Source organism: Candidatus Sulfidibacterium hydrothermale, from assembly GCF_020149915.1.
In the GTDB taxonomy this organism is placed as follows: Bacteria; Bacteroidota; Bacteroidia; order Bacteroidales; family F082; genus Sulfidibacterium; species Sulfidibacterium hydrothermale.
Genome location: NZ_CP083760.1, coordinates 2,957,455 through 2,976,459, shown reverse-complemented (window position 1 = coordinate 2,976,459; position 19,005 = coordinate 2,957,455). Strand labels below are relative to the sequence as shown.

The 19,005-nt window shown below is 42.9% G+C and carries 19 protein-coding genes; 12 read left to right on the top strand and 7 right to left on the bottom strand.

Translation table 11 applies throughout. The features are described 5' to 3' along the window. Positions 1-115 precede the first annotated feature (115 nt). Together LA303_RS12220 and LA303_RS12215 are read right to left on the bottom strand one after the other, a co-directional pair. Complete coding sequence (locus LA303_RS12220; protein ID WP_240525662.1) at positions 116-307, bottom strand: cold-shock protein; 192 nt, start codon at positions 305-307, stop codon at positions 116-118. A gap of 184 nt (positions 308-491) precedes the next feature. Next, complete coding sequence (locus tag LA303_RS12215) at positions 492-683, bottom strand: cold-shock protein (protein WP_240525661.1); 192 nt, start codon at positions 681-683, stop codon at positions 492-494. Between the two features lie 280 nt (positions 684-963). Between LA303_RS12215 and purL the strand changes: the two genes are divergently transcribed. The 11 genes from purL (at position 964) to LA303_RS12160 (ending at position 14,075) form a co-directional block, all read left to right on the top strand. Next, positions 964-4,650 carry a phosphoribosylformylglycinamidine synthase gene (gene purL, locus LA303_RS12210; protein ID WP_240525660.1) on the top strand — a complete coding sequence of 1,229 codons (3,687 nt, stop codon included), beginning with the start codon at positions 964-966 and terminating at the stop codon, positions 4,648-4,650. 208 nt (positions 4,651-4,858) lie between these two features. Beyond that, entirely contained in the window at positions 4,859-6,541 is a 1,683-nt protein-coding gene (locus LA303_RS12205) for an OmpP1/FadL family transporter (protein WP_240525659.1), read from the top strand. Between the two features lie 77 nt (positions 6,542-6,618). Continuing rightward, a complete protein-coding gene (locus tag LA303_RS12200) occupies positions 6,619-7,311 on the top strand; it encodes a tetratricopeptide repeat protein (protein ID WP_240525658.1) in 693 nt (230 codons plus the stop codon). 66 nt (positions 7,312-7,377) lie between these two features. Continuing rightward, positions 7,378-9,396 carry a TonB-dependent receptor gene (locus LA303_RS12195; RefSeq protein ID WP_240525657.1) on the top strand — a complete coding sequence of 673 codons (2,019 nt, stop codon included), beginning with the start codon at positions 7,378-7,380 and terminating at the stop codon, positions 9,394-9,396. 130 nt (positions 9,397-9,526) lie between these two features. After that, positions 9,527-10,048 (top strand): TlpA family protein disulfide reductase, encoded by a 522-nt coding sequence (locus LA303_RS12190; protein ID WP_240525656.1) that lies wholly within the window; start codon positions 9,527-9,529, stop codon positions 10,046-10,048. Beyond that, positions 10,045-10,887 carry a pantoate--beta-alanine ligase gene (gene panC, locus LA303_RS12185; RefSeq protein ID WP_240525655.1) on the top strand — a complete coding sequence of 281 codons (843 nt, stop codon included), beginning with the start codon at positions 10,045-10,047 and terminating at the stop codon, positions 10,885-10,887. The genes LA303_RS12190 and panC overlap by 4 nt, the downstream gene beginning before the upstream one ends. 34 nt (positions 10,888-10,921) lie before the next feature. Further along, entirely contained in the window at positions 10,922-11,275 is a 354-nt protein-coding gene (gene panD, locus LA303_RS12180; protein WP_317196901.1) for an aspartate 1-decarboxylase, read from the top strand. A gap of 10 nt (positions 11,276-11,285) precedes the next feature. Beyond that, positions 11,286-12,308, top strand: coding sequence for a lysylphosphatidylglycerol synthase transmembrane domain-containing protein (locus LA303_RS12175; protein WP_262901507.1), 1,023 nt, complete (start codon positions 11,286-11,288; stop codon positions 12,306-12,308). Further along, entirely contained in the window at positions 12,295-12,792 is a 498-nt protein-coding gene (gene rfaE2, locus LA303_RS12170; protein ID WP_240525653.1) for a D-glycero-beta-D-manno-heptose 1-phosphate adenylyltransferase, read from the top strand. The genes LA303_RS12175 and rfaE2 overlap by 14 nt, the downstream gene beginning before the upstream one ends. Before the next feature lie 83 nt (positions 12,793-12,875). Further along, positions 12,876-13,229: a 30S ribosome-binding factor RbfA gene (gene rbfA / locus LA303_RS12165; RefSeq protein WP_240525652.1), complete on the top strand. Its 354-nt coding sequence runs from the start codon at positions 12,876-12,878 to the stop codon at positions 13,227-13,229. A gap of 21 nt (positions 13,230-13,250) precedes the next feature. After that, positions 13,251-14,075 carry a class I SAM-dependent methyltransferase gene (locus tag LA303_RS12160; protein WP_240525651.1) on the top strand — a complete coding sequence of 275 codons (825 nt, stop codon included), beginning with the start codon at positions 13,251-13,253 and terminating at the stop codon, positions 14,073-14,075. Positions 14,076-14,132: 57 nt separating this feature from the next. Here the strand turns inward: LA303_RS12160 and LA303_RS12155 are convergent, their stop codons facing one another. The 4 genes from LA303_RS12155 to LA303_RS12140 all read right to left on the bottom strand — a co-directional run bounded on the left by LA303_RS12155 (position 14,133) and on the right by LA303_RS12140 (position 17,602). Further along, on the bottom strand, positions 14,133-14,801 hold the full coding sequence (locus LA303_RS12155; protein ID WP_240525650.1) for a cytidylate kinase-like family protein: 669 nt from the start codon (positions 14,799-14,801) through the stop codon (positions 14,133-14,135). Between the two features lie 70 nt (positions 14,802-14,871). Further along, the gene (locus LA303_RS12150; RefSeq protein ID WP_240525649.1) at positions 14,872-15,273 is read right to left on the bottom strand and encodes a hypothetical protein; all 402 of its coding nucleotides are present in this window, start codon (positions 15,271-15,273) and stop codon (positions 14,872-14,874) included. Between the two features lie 50 nt (positions 15,274-15,323). After that, on the bottom strand, positions 15,324-16,403 hold the full coding sequence (gene fbaA / locus LA303_RS12145) for a class II fructose-bisphosphate aldolase (RefSeq protein WP_240525648.1): 1,080 nt from the start codon (positions 16,401-16,403) through the stop codon (positions 15,324-15,326). A 143-nt stretch (positions 16,404-16,546) separates the two neighbouring features. Then, entirely contained in the window at positions 16,547-17,602 is a 1,056-nt protein-coding gene (locus tag LA303_RS12140; RefSeq protein ID WP_240525647.1) for a lysylphosphatidylglycerol synthase transmembrane domain-containing protein, read from the bottom strand. A 224-nt stretch (positions 17,603-17,826) separates the two neighbouring features. Here LA303_RS12140 and LA303_RS12135 point away from each other — a divergent pair, with 224 nt between their 5' ends. Continuing rightward, entirely contained in the window at positions 17,827-18,249 is a 423-nt protein-coding gene (locus LA303_RS12135; protein WP_240525646.1) for an Hsp20/alpha crystallin family protein, read from the top strand. A 69-nt stretch (positions 18,250-18,318) separates the two neighbouring features. On the opposite strand, the gene LA303_RS12130 is transcribed toward LA303_RS12135, so the two are convergent. Then, on the bottom strand, positions 18,319-18,900 hold the full coding sequence (locus LA303_RS12130; RefSeq protein WP_240525645.1) for a TetR/AcrR family transcriptional regulator: 582 nt from the start codon (positions 18,898-18,900) through the stop codon (positions 18,319-18,321). Positions 18,901-19,005: the final 105 nt, after the last annotated feature.

Below are 19,005 nucleotides of genomic sequence, written 5' to 3'. Positions count from 1 at the left end.
ACCTGACGTTTTTCCAAAAATATGAAAATTCCGGTTTATGTTTTGCCCGGATAAAGACATAAAAAAAGCCTGTCAAAAACTGACAGGCTTTTTTTATGAAGTTATGATGCAGACATTAAAGGGTTTTGACATCCACTGCATTTAAACCTTTTCTGCCTTCTTTTAAGCCGAATTCTACCATATCGCCTTCACGAATTTCGTCGATCAAGCCCGATACGTGTACAAAATACTCTTCGTTAGAGTCGTCTTCAATAATAAATCCGAATCCTTTTGACTCGTTGAAGAATTTTACTGTTCCTTTTTTCATTTGTGTAATAAATTGTAATATAAATAATTAATTGTGCAAAAGTAAACCTAAATTGGATACGCCTGACATCCGTGCCGTTTATTTTCGGAAAATAGTTTTAATTCGGTTAGGCCGACGGGTCGGGGCATAAAAAAACCCGACACAACGGTCAGGTTTTCTTTTGTTTAAAAGAGTATGCAAAAAATTAAATTACTTTCACATCAATTGCATTTAAACCTTTTCTGCCTTCTTTTAAGTCAAATTCAACTTCGTCGCCTTCGCGAATTTTGTCAACTAAGCCTGAAACGTGTACAAAGTACTCGTTTTTTGAATCTTCTTCAATAATAAAACCGAATCCTTTTGATTCGTTGAAGAATTTCACTGTTCCTTTTTTCATTGTGTAATAAAATAATAATAAATAAATAATGCACAAAAGTACTCCTTATTTATATGCGGAAAACATTTGCTGCTGTTTTTTTTAAAATAATTCTAAATTCGGACTTCTGTTTCCGGAGAACTTCTGATCTTTGTTTGTGTATTATATTAATAATCAATTAATTCGTCTGTAAACAGAAGCGATGAGAGCCGGTTTTTGCTTTCGAAAAATAAATCGTAATTTTTGTTAAATGGAGGGGGCATTTTCTATATTTGCAGGTGTTTTCCCAAAATCCCTGTTCATGATTTATTTTTATTCCCCCGACCGGTATCAGTACTTTGTTGTGTCTGCCCGCAATCCGCTTACAGTCCATGTACATCGCAGATTAAACTGGCTTTTTGGTGATGCCCGTCTGTGTCCGGTACAAAAAGTAGAAGGCCTTTTTCTGGGGCCCCGAAAAGAAATGGTAACCCCCTGGAGTACCAATGCCGTTGAAATTACCCAGAACATGGGAATTCGCGGAGTGGAACGCATCGAGCAGTTTTTCCGGCTTAAAGACCGTGACATCGCTTTTGATTCGATGTTGCAGCAAATTTATGAAAACCTGGATCAGGATATTTTCTCTACGGAACGGGTGCCGGAACCGGTAAAATATATTGATGATATCGCCGCGTATAACCGGGAAGAGAGTCTGGCGCTGAGTGATGATGAAGTGAATTATCTGCAGGAAGTCAGCCGGAAATTAAATCGTAAACTCACCGATTCGGAAGTGTATGGCTTTGCCCAGATCAATTCGGAACATTGCCGGCATAAGATTTTTAACGGGAATTTTATTATTGACGGGGAAAAAATGCCGGAAAGTCTTTTTGCCTGGATAAAGAAAACTTCACAAAAAAGCCCGGCGCATCTCGTTTCGGCATATAAGGATAATGTGGCTTTTGTTTCCGGCCCTGACGTCGAGCAGTTTGCTCCTTTGTCGCAAGATAAGCCCGATTTTTTCAATGTACAGAAAATAGCATCCGTACTTTCGCTGAAAGCGGAAACCCATAATTTCCCCACCACGGTAGAACCTTTTAACGGAGCCGCCACGGGAAGCGGGGGCGAAATTCGTGACCGGATGGCCGGCGGAAAAGGAAGTCTGCCGCTGGCCGGAACGGCGGTGTACATGACTGCTTATCCCCGGTTGGATAGCGTTCGTTCCTGGGAACAAAAAATAACTCCACGTCCCTGGTTGTATCATGCTCCGGACGAAATTTTGATCAAAGCCTCCAACGGCGCTTCCGATTTTGGAAATAAATTCGGACAGCCGTTGATCAATGGAAGCCTTTTTACCTTTGAACATCAGGAAGACGAAAAAACCTTTGCTTACGATAAGGTGATCATGCTGGCCGGCGGGGTGGGATACGCCAATGCCCGCGACAGTCAGAAAGCAAAACCCAATCCCGGCGATGTAATCGTGGTTTTGGGCGGCGATAATTACCGTATTGGTATGGGCGGCGGTGCGGTTTCCTCTGTAGCTACCGGCGAATATGGACAGGGTACCGAGTTGAATGCCGTACAAAGAGCCAATCCGGAAATGCAAAAAAGAGTAGCCAATGCCATTCGTGCTTTGGCGGAAGCAGCTAAAAATTCGATTATTTCTATTCACGACCACGGAGCAGGCGGCCATTTGAACAGCTTGTCTGAGCTGGTGGAAGAAACCGGTGCTGTCATTTATATCAACCGGTTGCCTGTGGGCGATCCGACTTTGTCGTTCAAAGAAATTCTGGGCAATGAATCGCAGGAGCGGATGGGACTGGTTATTTCTCCTGAAGATTTGCCGTTGTTGCAGGAAATTGCAGAACGGGAAAGAGCTCCGTTGTATGTTGTCGGAAAAGTAACCGGCGATGGCCGGTTTGTGGTGGAAGATGAAAAAACCAATGTCCGGCCGGTAGATCTGCCACTGGAATTCCTTTTTGGCAAACCACCTAAAACGATTCTTGAAGATCAACGTCAGGATCGTTCTTTTGAAGACCTTTTGCATCAGGAAAATTTGTTTGAAGAATACCTGCAGCAGGTGTTGTTATTAGAATCGGTAGCATCGAAAGACTGGCTGACCAACAAAGTGGACCGCTCGGTAACCGGAAAAGTGGCCATGCAGCCCTGTACCGGACCTTTACAGCTTCCATTGAATAATCTTGGCGTTATGGCGCTTGATTATCAGGGTGTTAATGGCATAGCAACCGCTTTAGGACATGCCCCGGCTGTAGCACTGATTCATCCGGAAGCCGGTTCGCGTCTTTCTGTAGCCGAAGCACTTACTAATTTGGTTTGGGCTCCGTTAGATGAAGGTATCGAAAGTGTGGCATTAAGTGCCAACTGGATGTGGCCGGCCAAGAATAAGGGCGAGAATGCCCGGCTGTATGATGCGGTAAAAGCACTCAGTGATTTTGCTGTGCGCTTGGGAATTCCGGTGCCCACCGGAAAAGATTCGCTCTCGATGACGCAGAAATACGATGACGGCAAAGTGGTCTTTGCCCCCGGAACGGTGATCGTTTCTGCTGTGGGTGCTGTAAAAGATATCCGAAAGACCATTACGCCGGTAATAAAAAATGTTCCCGGATCCAAACTGTTTTATATTGATTTTTCACGGGCTCCGTTTGCTTTGGGCGGTAGTAGCCTGGCCCAGACATTCTCTAAAGTAGGACGGGAGTATCCTGATGTGGAAGATGCCGGTTATTTTAAGAAAACTTTCCAGGCGGTTCAGAAATTGATTGAAGAGGAAAAAATTGTAGCGGGTCATGATATTTCGGCCGGCGGATTGATTACCACCTTACTTGAAATGAATTTTGCCAACAGCGAAGGCGGAATGGAAATCGATACAGCTGTTCTTCCGGAGAAAGATCTGATCCGTTTGATGTTTAGCGAAAAACCGTCGGTGGTGGTACAGGTTTTACCTGAAATGGCAGAGGAAGTAACCCGGACTCTGCAAGAAGCCGCAGTTGAATTTTTTGCTTTGGGCGAAGTAACTGCACAGCGACAGCTGGTTATTCATCATGGAACGAAAAATTTCCAGCTTGATATTCCGCGTTATCGTGATATTTGGTACCAGTCTTCTTATTTGTTTGAACGAAAACAGTCGAGTAAGGCGGCGGCAGATGCCCGTTGGAAGAATTATAAACGGCAGGACCTGCAATTTCATTTTCGCCGGAATTTTTCCGGAAAGCAGGAAAACGTTACCGGTCCGGTTCATCGCGAGAAAGCGCCGGTGGCAGCGATCATCCGCGAAAAAGGAGTGAACGGCGACCGCGAAATGGCCTATGCTTTGTATCTGGCCGGCTTTCGGGTAAAAGATGTGCACATGACCGATTTGATTTCCGGAAAGGAAGACCTTTCAGATGTGGGAATGGTGGTTTTTGTTGGCGGGTTCTCTAACTCGGATGTCCTGGGATCAGCCAAAGGCTGGGCTGGTGCCTTTTTATATAATGAAAGAGCCAAAAAAGCACTGGATGCTTTCTATGCCCGGGAAGACACCCTGAGCCTGGGAGTATGTAACGGCTGCCAGCTGATGATGGAGCTGGGATTGATTTATCCGGATCATCCTGAAAAAGCAAAGATGTTGCCCAATAATTCCGGAAAGTTCGAGTCCGGATTCGTGAACGTGAATATCCACGAAAACCATTCGATAATGTTAAAGAGTCTGGCCGGGCAACGACTGGGAGTTTGGATAGCTCATGGAGAAGGAAAATTTAGTTTCCCCTATTACCGCGACAAGTACAGTATCCCCATATCGTATAGTTATGAGCAATACCCCGGGAATCCCAATGGCTCCGACTGGGGAGCGGCTGCTGTTTGCTCAAATAACGGGCGGCATTTGGCCATGATGCCTCATCTTGAACGTTCTGTTTTTCCCTGGCAATGGCCTTTTTACCCCGATAACCGGCGAAAAGATGCCGTTTCTCCCTGGCTAGAAGCCTTTGTAAATGCCCGAAAATGGTTAGAATCTTAACAAATGTGAAAATATTTTGTTGTTTATCTTCAAACTGAATTAGATCGGTAAATACCTGGAAATCAGCATTGTAATTTTATAACAATGAGTTTTGCTGCAATTTGATAAGCTGCAAATGCTTATTTTTTTGTTAGAAATTTGCTTTTTTTGGATGATTATTTTATATATTAGCGTCCAATAACTTTAACAAATTTAAAACCGTATTCCTATGAAAAAATTTACCATTTCCTTAATGAGTTTGTTGTTGGTTGTTAATCTTGTTTTTGCAGGGGGGTTGGTGACGAATACCAATCAAAGTGCAGCATGGTCACGTATGCTGGTGCGTGATGCTTCTACTGAAATCGATGCTGTATATTACAATCCGGCTGGATTAACTAAACTAGCAGATGGAATGTATATTTCATTCAGTAACCAGTCTATTTTTGAAGACTTGACTATTACCAACACCTTTCCTTATTTAAATAACAAAACTTTTACCGGAACAGTAACAGCACCTGTTTTCCCGGATTTGTATTTTGCTTACAAACATAAACGCTGGGCTTTTTCTTTCGGTTTTACCGTTATTGGCGGGGGCGGAAGTGCTGACTTCTCTAAAGGGATTCCTTCTGCAGAAGTTCCGATTTCTTCTTTGGTTGGTGCTTTTAGCAGCCTGGGAGTTACCGGCTATTCTGTAGATATGTCGGTGACAGGTACTTCAGTGTATTATGGTTTCCAGGTGGGAGCCAGCTACGCTATTTCCGATCACGTTTCGGTTTATGCTGGTGTACGTTATGTTTTGGCAGAAAATTCTTACACAGGATATATCAGGGATATTACACTGAAAACAGCCAGTGGCGATGTTCCGGCCGGTACCTTTATGAATGATGTGGGAGATCAGCTTTCTGCTGGTTCTGCCCAGGCTGCAGCCGCTTCGGAGCTGTATAGTGCAGCCGCTTCAGGTTTGCAACCTTTACTCGACCAGGGTGCTGGTGGTTTAACCATTGATCAGGCGCTTTCTGCCGGATACATTACCCAGGACCAGGCTGACCAGATGACCGGAGCTCTTCTTCAGTTGGGATTAACCCAGGATCAAGTGGATGCAATGGATTTTAGTCAAATTCAAACAACGTATTACGGTGCATCTACCAATTATGCTACCATGGCTGAAGAGTATGCTCAGCAGGCTGCCCAACTCTATTCGGGAGCTAAATTGATGGCCGATCAGGATATTGATGTTACTCAAAGCGGAAGTGGTTTTACTCCGATTATTGGTGTGAACCTTTCTTTTATGGATGATAACCTGAATTTTGGTATTAAATATGAATTTAAAACCAATATGACTTTGACAAACTCCACTCCTAAAGGAAAAGGCTTTATTATTGGAATGAATCCGGATGGAACACCGATTGAAATGTTCCCTGATGGCGGAGAAGTAAATGCTGATATGCCGGCTATGCTTTCGGTTGGTGTTAAAATGAATGTAAGTAAAGTGGTTAGCCTGCAGGGCGGATTCCATACTTACTGGGATGGAAATACCGGATGGACGAATGTCGATCAGAACATTAATAAAAACTTTCAGGAGTATGCACTTGGAGCAGAGTTCCACGTAACTAAACAACTGTTGTTAAGCTGTGGTTACCTGTATGCACAAACGGGTGTTAACCCCTCTTACCAGTCAGACTTTAGCTATAGTTTGACAACCAATACGGTGGGTGCCGGTGGCGCTTGGAAACTGAATGATGCCCTGACTTTCCAGTTCGGTGGTTATATCGTTTCTTACGACAGCCAAACTGTTCCTGGTTCTGCTGATGTAGGCGGAACTCCTGTAGGATACAACGTTACGTATGACAAAAGCCTGTGGGGTATTTCTGTAGGTTTGGATTATAAAATTGGTGGAAACAAGAAAAAATAAAAAATAACCGATTTCAAAAAAAAGCCACGGATCCGGAGGTTCGTGGCTTTTTTTCTTTCGTGTAAAAATTTAAACAGATGAAAAAATTCCAGTTTTTGTGGCTCTTTTTTTTGTTGGTTTCTGTTCCCGTTGTGGCACAGGATACGATTTTGGTTCCTAATTTTGCCGTGGCTACCCACCCGTTTATGGTCAACAAAGTCAGTTTTCTGAAAGATGCTTTTGTGATTGAACTTACGATCGAAAACCAGGCACCCTCCGGCTATTTCTGTGCCAGCAAACACATTTATCTTCAAAACCTGCAAAGCCGCAAAAAATGGTACATGACCCACTCGGAAGGTATTCCGGTTTGCCCGGATGTTTACCATTTCCGGTGGCAGGGTGAGAAACTGACCTTTAAACTCTATTTCCCGCCGCTGGATAGCAATATCCGTTATGTGGATGTCATTGAAAAATGTAAGGAACATTGTTTTTCCATTTTCGGCCTCATTCTTGACCGGACAATGAACGATGCGGTAAATAAAGGGTACGATGCTTTCGATCATGGCGACTATGCGAATGCTTATCAGGAATTTAAAAAAGCAATTGATGAAAATCCGGCTTATCCGTATGGTTTTTTATATGCCAATATTATAAAAGTTTTGCTGGCCGAAAAGAATTATGATGAAGCCCGGATATGGTACCAAAAGCTCCAAAAAAGCAACTTGCTGGATAAAAAAGCCGTTTTAGAAGATGTTTCAAAAGAAAAAGGTTTTGAAATGCTTCAAAAATAATTGCTGTGTTAAAGCAGGAGCTCTTCATTCCTTTTTTTATTTTTGCTGCCTGTTAAAAACAGGGGCGTGAAACAAAAAATTGTCCTTTTTGTTGTTGGGTTTTTGGCGGCATTTTTGTCCGCTTTTCCTGCCTGTGCACAGCACGATACGGTGAATTTGCATGAGGTGCGTATTTCTTCGGTGGCCAATAGTGTCAGCCTGAGACAGATTCCCCGTCAGATTGCTGTTATCGGACAAAAGACAATCCGTGCCTTGCCGGCTGTTTCTGCAGCAGAAGTATTGGAACAAAGTGCGGGGGTGGATGTCCGCCAACGGGGCGTTTTTGGCATGCAGGCTGATCTTAATTTAGACGGTGGCTCTTTTGATCAGGCTCTTTTGCTGATTAATGGAATTCCGGTGAGTGATCCGCAAACCGGTCATCATAATCTGGATCAGGTGCTGAACCTGATGGATATTCAAAAAATAGAAATTGTTCGTGGTCCGGCATCCCGGTGGTTTGGTGCCAATGCTTTTTCCGGAGCGGTGAATATCATTACCCGTCAACCAACGGGTAATTCACTGACATTTGATACGCATGCCGGTCAATACGGACTTTTTTCTTCGGCGTTATTGGCAAATTATCAAACCGGAAAAATTGATCAGCAGACTTCTTTCTCCTGGAACCGGTCTGATGGTTATCGGGTGAATACCGATTTCCGGAGTTTGTCTGTTAGTCACCAGTCTTTCTTGGAAACCAAAGGTTGTCAGTATCATTTAATGCTGGGATATGCCGATAAAGCATTTGGGGCCAACAGCTTTTATACCGCCTTGTTTCCGGATCAGTATGAAAAAGTAAAAGTGATGACCTCTGGTCTGTCGGTGAAAAACCGTCCCCAATGGCAGCATCCATGGCAGTTTAATGGCAGTGTTTACTGGCGGCGGCTGTATGATCGTTTTGAACTTTTCCGGGAAGGGGAGGGCTGGTATCAGAAAGAAGGCGACTGGTTTGTAAAAGACGGTGACAGTGCAGGATTCCATACCCCGGACGGATTTTTCCCTTATCAGGGCCCCAATTTTCATCGTACCGATGTTACCGGAGCACAGGCTTCGGTGCGTTTTCATTCGCAACTGGGAAAAACGTCTACTGGAGCTTCCTGGCAGTATCAAAGAATTGTGAGCAATGTTTTGGGGGTACCTATGCACGACACCATTTTTTCGTCTATTGACCCCGGCGCTTTTTATACGCGACAAAAAGAGCGGCATTTATTAAACCTTTTTGTTAATCAGCTGGTTCAGAAAGCGTCTTTTTCTTTGTCTGTGGGAATTAACGGTTTGTACAATGTGGATTACGGATTGTTGTTATCCCCGGGGATGGATTTTTCGTGGTTCCCCGAAAAAGATCTGAAACTTTATTTCTCCGTTAACCGGGCTAACCGGCTGCCTACTTTTACCGATCTGTATTATAAAGGTCCTGATCACATCAGTAATTCCGATTTAAAACCGGAAAAAGCCTGGGGCTTTTCCACCGGAATGCAATATTTTTTCGGACAAGTAACGTTGTCTCTTGATTTTTCTTACCGGATAGCCTCTGATCTGATCGACTGGATAAAAACCGATCCGGATTTGCCGTGGGAAAGTATGAACCTGACGAAAATGAATACGTTTGGAACGGGTTTTTCTTTGCAATATCGGCCTAAAGCCGCTTCGGCTTTCCTGAAAAGTCTTCGGATACATTATCAATTTCTTCATGCCGATAAAGAGGCCAACGGATATGTGTCGCTTTATGCACTGGATTATCTGCGGCATCATTTTTCGTTGTTTGTACAGCATAAGGTTCTTCGGAAGCTCACGGCCGGCTGGACATTTCAGGTTCAGAAACGAAACGGAGACTACTATAATTATCCGGACAATGACAAAGTTCCTTATGCTACCGTGTTTTTGGTCAATATGAAACTGCAATACCGGATTCCGCATTTTCGGTTTTATTTACAGGTCAATAATTTGCTTGATCGTCCGTACCGCGACATTGGAAGTGTGGAAATGCCGGGCATTTGGGCACTTGCCGGTGTGCGTTATCAGTTAAACTTCCGGAAAAAGTCGAAGTAAGATTTTCCCGATAGAATTTTTTCGCCTTTTACTTGGTTCTCCATACGGTTTTATCCTAACTTTGCATGGTGTAAGGAAAGAGGAAGGGGATGATACCAAAATAGATTGATTCATAGTAAAATGTAAATTCATGAAACGGATATTTTTTCTTGTGGCTTTTCTTTTTTTAGGAGGAGAAGTCCTGATGGCCCAGCAAATAAACCGGGTGATTGTTGATCCTGCTTTGCATCGCGAAGTTTTAACCGGTTTGTGTAACCGGAAAGGGTTAGAAACCGGACTGTTCAGCACCTGGTTTAACAGTCAGTACAAGAATTATCATCCGGATACCAATATCCTGAAACAGCTGGCTCCGGAGATTAACCGTGTGCAGTTTACTGTTGTTTTCGGAAGCTGGTGTGGCGACAGCAAACGGGAAATGGGTCGCTTTTTTAAAGTGCTGGATGACGCCGGATACCACGGGCATCCTAAAATTATTGCGGTTCAACGTACGTTAAAAGCCGGTGATGTGGATATTTCGGATTTGAATATTCATCGTATCCCCACTTTTATTGTTGACTATCAGGGAAAAGAAATCGGACGGATTGTTGAATCCCCCAAAACAAGTATAGAAGCCGATTTGCTTTCTATCCTGAATAAAACAAAAGACAAATGAAAATATTCTCCACCATAAAAGAAACGAATGAGTATCTGGCTGCCCGGCGGTCGGAAGGAAAAACGATCGGTTTTGTCCCGACGATGGGCGCATTGCACGAAGGACATCTTGAATTGATGCGGCGAGCCCGCAAAGAAAATGATATTCTGGTCGTGAGCATCTTTGTTAACCCGATTCAGTTTAACAATCCGGATGATCTGAAAAAATATCCGCGGACGCTTGAAGAGGACATAAAAAAACTGGAACAGGTACAATGTGATGTGCTTTTTGCCCCGGATGCAGAAGAGATGTATCCTGAAAAAGTGACCAAACAGTATGATTTTGGTGAGCTGGACAAAGTGATGGAAGGAAAGTTTCGTCCGGGACATTTTAACGGAGTGGCGATTGTGGTAAAAAAACTCTTTGATATTGTTCAGCCGCACCGGGCCTATTTTGGAGAAAAAGATTTTCAACAACTGGCCATCATAAAAAAACTGGTGGAGATGGAAAACATTCCGGTAGAGATTGTTCCCTGTCCCATTGTACGCGAACCGGATGGTTTGGCCATGAGTTCACGAAACCGCTTGCTAACGCCTGAACAACGGAAAGAAGCGCCGTTTATTTACCGGACGTTGCAAGAAGCCAAGTTGCGCCGGCAGCATATTTGTGCTAATCCGTTGCGGCAAATGATTATCAACCGGTTTGAAGGAAATGAGCATTTTAAACTGGAATATTTTGATATTGTGGACGATAAAACGCTCCAGCCGATCCATGCCTGGAATAACAAAGTAGGCACGGTGGCTTGTGTGGCGGTATGGCTCGGAAAGGTGCGTCTTATCGACAACATTCGAATAATTTAATACTTTTGCAAAAAATTACGACTAAATTTTTCTCATGAAAATGACCATCGAAGTCCTAAAATCGAAAATTCATCGGGCTACGGTTACCGAAGCCAACCTGGAATATATCGGCAGCATTACCATTGATGAAAATTTGATGGACGCAGCAAACCTTATCGAAAACGAAAAGGTGAGCATTTATGATATTACCAACGGCAGTCGTTTTGATACTTATGTGTTGAGAGGAGACCGCGATTCGGGAGTAATTTGCCTGAACGGAGCCGCTGCCCGGAAAGTGGCAGTGGGCGACGTGATCATCATCGTATCCTATGCTGCCATGGATTTTGAAGAAGCCAAAAATTTCAAACCGCATATCATTTTCCCGGATAGCAATAACCGGCTAAAATAACCCTGAAACAGTGCAACGAAAGCGGGTATCATCTGTTCTGAAATATTTTTTTTTCCTGGCCTTTGGTTTGGTGTTGCTGTGGTTAAGCTTTCGTAAACTTGACATGCAGGAAGTGTGGGGAGAGATCAAAAAAGCAGATTATGCCTGGCTTTTTTTCTCGCTGCTGTTGGTTCTTATTTCGCATGTTTTCCGGGCGGCACGTTGGAATATGCTCATTGGCGGATTGAATTACAAAACCAGGCTTTCCACTACCTTTTCATCGGTAATGATTGGTTATCTGGCCAATACAGCGGTGCCCCGTATGGGCGAACTGGTCCGTTGCGGGGTTTTGTCTAAAAAAGAAAACATTCCTTTTAATGCCTTGTTTGGTACGGTTATCCTTGAGCGGATGATCGATTTGTTGACGCTGGCTTTGCTCATCCTGGGCGTAATTGTTTTTCAGGTGCGGCTGCTGCGTGATTTCCTGCATGAAATTTTGGGGCCTTTTGCCAAAAAGATTTTTGTGAATATTTTGGATATCACCCTGTTTGTTTCGGTTTTGCTTTTTATTCTGGTGGGTGCTTTTCTGCTGTTGAAAAAAAATAAGCATTGGTTTGAACATCATCCGTTTTATTTGAAAATGCGGCGTTTTTTTCGTGGGGTTTATGATGGGGTAAAAACAGTAAAAACCATGAAACACAAATGGTTGTTTCTGATATACACCTTTCTTATCTGGTTTTTTTATGCTTTGATGGTTTACGTTCCGGTGATGATGTTTCCGGAAACATCCCGGTTGAATTTTGTGGACGGATTGACATTACTGGCCATTGGCAGCCTGGGGATAGTGGCTCCGGTCCCCGGAGGAATCGGGGCGTATCACTTTATCGTCAAGTCTATTTTGGTTGAACTTTACCATATCTCTCCGGATATAGCCATCTCATTTGCTACCATTACCCATGCCGGTCAAACCTTGTTGAATGTGGTGGCGGGTAGCCTGGGATATTTGTACATTTTGTTAACGAAAACAAAAAAACCCTGTAATGAAAAATCTTGACATCATTAAAAACAAAATTTTAGCTTCCGGTAAGTTGCAAAGAACGTTAAATCTTTGGCGGTTTCAGCAAAAAAAGATTGTTTTTACCAATGGATGTTTCGATATACTCCATCTGGGCCATATTGATTATCTCAGCAAGGCCAAAGATAAAGGCGACGTTTTGATTGTTGGGGTAAACACCGATCGCTCGGTCCGGCTTTTGGATAAAGGCGCCGGACGTCCTATTAATGATGAACAGGCACGTGCGGTTATTGTGGCGGCTCTGCATTTTGTGGATGCGGTGGTGCTTTTTGATGAGGAAACCCCTTACGAATTGATAAAAACCGTTCTTCCGGATGTGTTGGTGAAAGGAAGTGATTATCAGCCGGAAGAAATTGTGGGTTACGACGTGGTGACCAGCCGTGGCGGAAAGGTGGAGACCATTGATTACCTTCCGGGCTATTCTACGACGGCCATTGAGCAGAAAATCCGGAATGCCCGGTAAAATTTTATGACCTTTTGTTGCGCCTGTTTGTATAATTCCAGGCAAATTTTATCCGTTCCCGTAAAAGGTGTTATTTTTGCCGTATGGAAACAAAAAGACAACAACGAATTCAAAAGCTGTTACAACGCGATTTAGGTGAAATTTTTCAGCGTGAGCTGGGACATGTTACCAAAACCGCGATGGTTACGGTGACTAAAGTATATGTAACGCCTGATTTGAGTCTTGCCCGTATTTATCTGAGCCTTTTTGCCGTGAAAGATAAAGCGGCTTTGATGAAAGACATTGATAGGCACAAAAAAGAAATACGGAAAAAACTGGGAGAAAGAATTCGTTTTCAGTTGCGGGTAGTCCCTGATTTGCAGTTCTTCGAAGATGACTCACTGGACTATATTGAACGAATTGATGAATTATTAAACGACGAAGAAGACGAAAAATAATCCGATTTAATCTGAAAGCTCATGCAATACGATCCTATTAAACGCAAATTAGGCGTTTTCTTCAACCGGACACCTGCTTTTCGTAAACTGTTTTACCGCCTGCTTGACCTTTTGTTGCTCCGTTCGTGGCATATCCGTAAAGAGCTTAAAAAGCTTGAAAAAGAGAAAAAAGGAGCCCTTTCCGTTTTGGATGCCGGTTCGGGGTTTGGTCAGTATGATTATTACATGGCCTCGCGTCATAAAAACTGGAAAATAAAAGGCATTGACGTTAAATCAGAACAAATCGCCGATTGTAATGCTTTTTTTCACCGTATCGGACTGGACAATGCCACTTTTGCTGTGGCCGATTTAACACGCTTTGCTGAAGAAGAACAATACGACCTGGTTTTGTGCGTGGATGTAATGGAGCATATTGAAGAAGATGAAAAAGTATTGCAAAATTTTTATCGTTCGTTAAAAAAAGGAGGGATGTTGCTTATTTCCACTCCTTCTGATCAGGGAGGCTCTGATGTGCATCATCATGATCATGAAGAAGGCGAAGAACATTCTTTTATTGATGAACATGTTCGTGACGGATACGGAATAGATGAAATCACACAAAAAATGAAACGGGCCGGTTTTGCCGAAACCGATGTTTATTACCAGTATGGTCCGGCGGGTAAACTGGCGTGGAAGCTGAGTATGAAATTCCCGATTATTATGCTGAATACCAGCTACCTGTTTTTTGTATTACTTCCGTTTTATTATCTGTTGACTTTTCCTTTTGTTTTGATACTCAACTATCTTGATGTAAAAGGAACGCATCAAACCGGTACCGGTTTGATTGCCAAAGCCTGGAAAAAGTAATTTACGCCGATTGGTTTTTACACTGCGCTAAAAGTGCATTTTGATGAGTAATCGGTATTACAGGATTCCTTTTATTTCCAGTGTATTCATAATGATCCGGATAACTTCCTGTTCAGAAAAAGTAGCCAGGTTAATGGTCAGGTCGAAATAAATCTCGGAAACCGGTTTTCCGGAAAATTGTTCCAGAAAAAAATTTCTTTTCCTGTCCATTTCTTCAATGTATTCCCGGGCTTCTTTTTCCGATAGCAGCTTTCGTTTTGCCAGTGACCGGATACGCCACGACAATGGAGCTACCAGACGGATGTTTAGTCCGTTGGGAATTCCTTGTGTGGATACCACACCGGCCCGCCCGACAATAATGGCATGTCCTTTTTGTGCTTCATAGCGGATGATTTCCGAAATAGTATCCCGGATCTTTTTGTCGTTTTTAAAATAGCGTAACGACATGGCTTTGATGACATCATCCATTATGCTGCTTTTGGAGAGAAGAAATTCGTGCTCGAGCCGTCGCCGGTCAAGATGCAGTTTCTCTGCTGATTTATCCAGAATCTCTTTGTTAACAAAGTGCCAGTGTTGGCCGTTTTTCCGGAAAGTTTTTACCAGCGCGGCAGCCAGTCCGGTGGCATTACATCCTGTTTCGCGCGAGAGGGTGATGTACGGACCGGTTCCTGTGGGTTCTTTTTTTTGTCCGTAGTATCTTTCTGACAGGTAAGCAATAAGATCCATTGTCCTGATTTTTCTTCCTTTTACGGAAAGCAGGGCGTCCGGGTTTCCTTTTTATCAAAAAGGGGATGGGTTAAAAATGCAGTTTGTGGTAGTTAAATGTCTGATTGTCGCGGTATTGTCGTATTTTATCAGACAAACGTAAAAAAATGGGAAGGTCGTTGTTGCGTAGCCACTGTTCGGCAGCCGGGTGTTGGTTAACGGCATCAGCAAAAATCACCAGAAAATCGAAATGATGTTTTCGGAGCCAGGCGTATGCTTTGGGCTGCTTGTCGATGGCTCCGTCAAGCGCGGCAAAATGCGGATATTTGTTTTTTAAAAGCCAGTCGGCTGCTTCGTAGCTCCCGCGAATGGCACTGCTCAGGGCAGCCAGTTCCGGATATCCGTTTTGTAAAAGCCATTGGTGAAAAACACCGTCTGTTTCGGAAAAAGTTTCACCAAAGGCCAGCAATATTTTGGGCGGGTAGTTTAGCATGAGAATGAAAAAGGCGCAAAACGAACCGTTTTGCGCCTTTGGTTTTTATTTTAATATCTGTTCAGACAATTTAAATCTTCAAAAGCCTGTTTTAAACGGTCGCGCATGGATTCTTCTCCGGCACGCAGCCATTTGCGGGGATCGTAGTATTTTTTGTTGGGGATATCTTCTCCTTCCGGATTTCCAATCTGACTTTGCAGGTAGTCGTGGTATTTGGCTTCGTATTGCCGTACCCCATTCCAGAAAGCCCATTGGGTATCGGTATCGATGTTCATTTTTACCACACCATACGAAACGGCTTCTTTGATTTTTTCGGGTTCTGATCCGGAACCGCCGTGGAAAACAAAGTTCACCGGATTTTCTTCGGTGTGGTGTTTTTCCTGAATGTATTTTTGTGAATTATGCAGGATAATTGGTTCCAGTTTTACGTTTCCGGGTTTATATACGCCGTGAACATTACCAAAAGCAGCTGCAATGGTAAAGCGCGGACTTACCGATGAAAGGGTTTCGTAAGCCTGGTTTACTTCTTCGGGCTGGGTGTAAAGTCTGGAATTTTCGATATCCGAATTGTCTACACCGTCTTCTTCTCCGCCGGTGATCCCCAACTCGATTTCGAGTGTCATTCCCAGTTTGCTCATTCTTTCCAGAAAACGTTTGGAGATTGCTAAGTTTTCTTCCAGCGGCTCCACGCTCAGGTCAAGCATGTGCGAACTGAACAACGGTTTGCCGTGTGTTTTAAAGTATTCTTCACCGGCATCGAGCAATCCTTCCACCCAGGGAAGCAGTTTTTTTGCACAATGGTCGGTATGCAGGATAACCGGAATACCATATATTTCGGCCAGTTGATGAACCTGTTTTGCCCCGGTAATACTTCCGGCGATGGCCGCTTTTTGGTCTTCATTACTCAGGCCTTTTCCGGCAAAAAAAGCGCCGCCACCATTGGAAAACTGGATGATGATCGGAGAATTGACCTCCCGGGCAGCTTCAAGCGCCGCATTAACGGAGTCGGATCCTACTACATTTACCGCCGGAATGGCAAATTTTTCCTGCTTGGCGATTTTAAAAATATATTGTACGTCGTCGCCGGTAACTACACCGGGTTTTACTTTGTCTGAAATTTTTGCTGACATGTTTCTTAAATTTTTATGATGTTTTTACTGTTTACAAAATTAATAAAATAAAGGGGCTTTTTGTGGGTATGTTCCTGAATTACGGTTTGTAGCTGCTTTTTGCAAAAAGCCATATTGTACAATGCTTTACGCAAACGATTGAGTTAGCGGATTACCTTGTATTTTTTTGATTTTTTATAGACGTGACGAATCCATATCGGAAGAATAATGACTCCGGCAAAAAGATAGGGATAGTAAGAAATCAATCGCCAGAAGATGGCCAGAGTGGTAATCCAGATTTTGTTGGGAATTAAATCGCCTAAAAAATCGGTGAAGATATATTCCGCAATGCCGCTTCCGCCTGGGGTGGGGCTGACCAGCAAAATAATCCACATGCTTAGCTGTCGTCCGTAAATCAGAAACTGATCGTATAAATTCTTGGATTGTTCAAAAAAGGCCATGAACAAAAAGTTCACCACCCAGTAGCGTCCTGTCCAGGATAAAACAGTGGCCAAACCGCTTTTAAACCAATAGGATGCCGGTTTCTTTTTAATAACCTTTGAGGTTTGAATAAGCTGATTGGCCCATTTCCGGGCTCCCATACGCCATTTTTTGATCAGCGGGAAAAGAAAGACCCACGAAATAAATGATTTGAACAGATACGGATTGACAAACAAAGCATAGGTAAGGAAAAGGGTGTACACGAAGATGATTCCGAATCCCATGTAAAATCCGTAAATAATTTGTGAGAGATGTTGTGCTTCGGGCGGAAAAATATTATCACGGTAAAAAAGAAACAGCAAAGGAACCGAAACAATAAAAAAGACTTCGTCCAGAAAAATGGCCGTCAGTACTACCGCTGTACTTTGTCCTCCGCTTAGTCCTTCTTTGTAAAGGAAAAAGATGGCCGGAGCGGTACCTCCCACCACCGAAGGTGAAACGGCTGAGCTGAACTCCCAGAGCATGATAATGTTGAAAGCCTGCTTCCAGGTAAGCCGGTTGTCGGTAAGGATAATGATACGATACATGTAAGCCACATCTCGCACCAGCATCATTGAAAAAGCAATGACGATGAAAAGCAGGGTGTGCCACGAAAACTGGACAAACGAAAAAGCCTCCCGGTTAAAGTTATGATATAATAACCATCCGCTTACTCCAATACCAATGAGTATGGGAAAAATAATGCGGGAAGGCCGGAGACTGTTAATGACTTTATCCAAATTCCTTTTACTTAAAAAAACAAAGATACGCAATCTTCGTGTTTGGGCGAAAGAAAACCGGTGGGGCACAGTCAAATTGACAGGTATTGTCGTTGTAAAGTGACATAATGTCGTAATTTATAGCGTGTTAGCCACAAAAATCGGATTGGTATGCAATTTGACTAAGCAAGGGTGAAATTGAAAATAAAAATTAAAAAACAAAAAATAAAAAGGAGGGTTTAATTATGAGCTTAGTAAAATTTAATCAGTATCCGACTTTTACCGACCTGTTAGAAAATATTGAAAGAAACTTCTTAGGTCGTGTTGATGAATATACCGGTGATGTTCCGGCTGTGAACATTAAAGAAGAAAAAGATAAATTCGTATTGGAAATGGCTGCTCCGGGAATGAAAAAGGATGATTTCCAGATTAACCTGGACAACTATCAGCTGACTATTTCTTCTGAGAAAAAAGAAGAAAAGAATGAAAAAGATGATAACTACACCCGGAGAGAATTCTTCTACAGCACATTCAGCCGTTCGTTCACCTTACCGAAAAGTGTGGATGTTGAAAAAATCAAAGCCGATTACAAAAACGGCATCTTGAGCGTTGTCCTGCCTAAGAAAGAAGAAGAAACTAAACTGACCAGACAGATTAAGATCTCCTAAGCGGACGAGCTGAAAGATAAAAAAGCCCGGTGAAAGCCGGGCTTTTTTTGTTCTGACTTTGGCTCCGGATTATTCGGGAGCCATTCCTTTAATAATGATGTTGATCAGATCATCAAAATGCGGACTAAGTTCATCGTATTTATCCTGAAGGAAAAACGGGATTTCCAGTCCTTTTAAAACCATAATAAAAACATCAAGCAGTACGCCTGTACTTTTATCTTTTTTGGCAAAAACGCCTTCCTGAATCCCCTGGTTAATAATGCTGCGCAACTGGACTTTCTCCCAGTGGTCCATATTGCTGCGTAATTTGTCAATGAATTCAAAATGTTCAAAGAAATCGGCTTTGAGCGTTTCATGGTAATTTGCTGCCTGTTTAAGTACGGCCATTCTTGTCAGCAGATATTTTTTCAGTTTTTCTTTTGCATCCAGTTCGGTGTCCGTAACAATCACAGAAAGTTCTTTTTTCATGTGTTCAATCTCGCGCGAAACCACTTCGGTAAAAAGTTCTTCTTTACTGGCAAAATGATAGTAAAGCGAGCCTTTGGCTTTGTGGGCAATGCGTGCAATTTCGTCCATTGAAGTTTTGTAAAAACCGTACCGGCTGAAAATTTTAGTGGCTACGGCCAGAATTTTTTCTTTTGTGTTATGCATTGACAGAGAATTTTAAACAACGCTAATTTGACTATTTCTGTTTCAAAGTGTAAAGATACATTTTTTCATTTTATGGCAAAACAACAGCACTCGGCTGTCCCGTTT

Excerpts from the sequence above, each read along its gene's own strand:
- LA303_RS12205 (WP_240525659.1), top strand. The coding sequence starts at position 4,859 with ATGAAAAAATTTACCATTTCCTTAATGAGTTTGTTGTTGGTTGTTAAT.
- LA303_RS12200 (WP_240525658.1), top strand. The coding sequence starts at position 6,619 with ATGAAAAAATTCCAGTTTTTGTGGCTCTTTTTTTTGTTGGTTTCTGTT.
- LA303_RS12190 (WP_240525656.1), top strand. The coding sequence starts at position 9,527 with ATGAAACGGATATTTTTTCTTGTGGCTTTTCTTTTTTTAGGAGGAGAA.
- purL (WP_240525660.1), top strand. The coding sequence starts at position 964 with ATGATTTATTTTTATTCCCCCGACCGGTATCAGTACTTTGTTGTGTCT.
- LA303_RS12220 (WP_240525662.1), bottom strand. The coding sequence starts at position 307 with ATGAAAAAAGGAACAGTAAAATTCTTCAACGAGTCAAAAGGATTCGGA.
- rbfA (WP_240525652.1), top strand. The coding sequence starts at position 12,876 with ATGGAAACAAAAAGACAACAACGAATTCAAAAGCTGTTACAACGCGAT.
- fbaA (WP_240525648.1), bottom strand. The coding sequence starts at position 16,403 with ATGTCAGCAAAAATTTCAGACAAAGTAAAACCCGGTGTAGTTACCGGC.
- LA303_RS12150 (WP_240525649.1), bottom strand. The coding sequence starts at position 15,273 with ATGCTAAACTACCCGCCCAAAATATTGCTGGCCTTTGGTGAAACTTTT.
- panC (WP_240525655.1), top strand. The coding sequence starts at position 10,045 with ATGAAAATATTCTCCACCATAAAAGAAACGAATGAGTATCTGGCTGCC.
- LA303_RS12215 (WP_240525661.1), bottom strand. The coding sequence starts at position 683 with ATGAAAAAAGGAACAGTGAAATTCTTCAACGAATCAAAAGGATTCGGT.
- rfaE2 (WP_240525653.1), top strand. The coding sequence starts at position 12,295 with ATGAAAAATCTTGACATCATTAAAAACAAAATTTTAGCTTCCGGTAAG.
- LA303_RS12135 (WP_240525646.1), top strand. The coding sequence starts at position 17,827 with ATGAGCTTAGTAAAATTTAATCAGTATCCGACTTTTACCGACCTGTTA.
- LA303_RS12155 (WP_240525650.1), bottom strand. The coding sequence starts at position 14,801 with ATGGATCTTATTGCTTACCTGTCAGAAAGATACTACGGACAAAAAAAA.
- panD (WP_317196901.1), top strand. The coding sequence starts at position 10,922 with ATGAAAATGACCATCGAAGTCCTAAAATCGAAAATTCATCGGGCTACG.
- LA303_RS12130 (WP_240525645.1), bottom strand. The coding sequence starts at position 18,900 with ATGCATAACACAAAAGAAAAAATTCTGGCCGTAGCCACTAAAATTTTC.
- LA303_RS12160 (WP_240525651.1), top strand. The coding sequence starts at position 13,251 with ATGCAATACGATCCTATTAAACGCAAATTAGGCGTTTTCTTCAACCGG.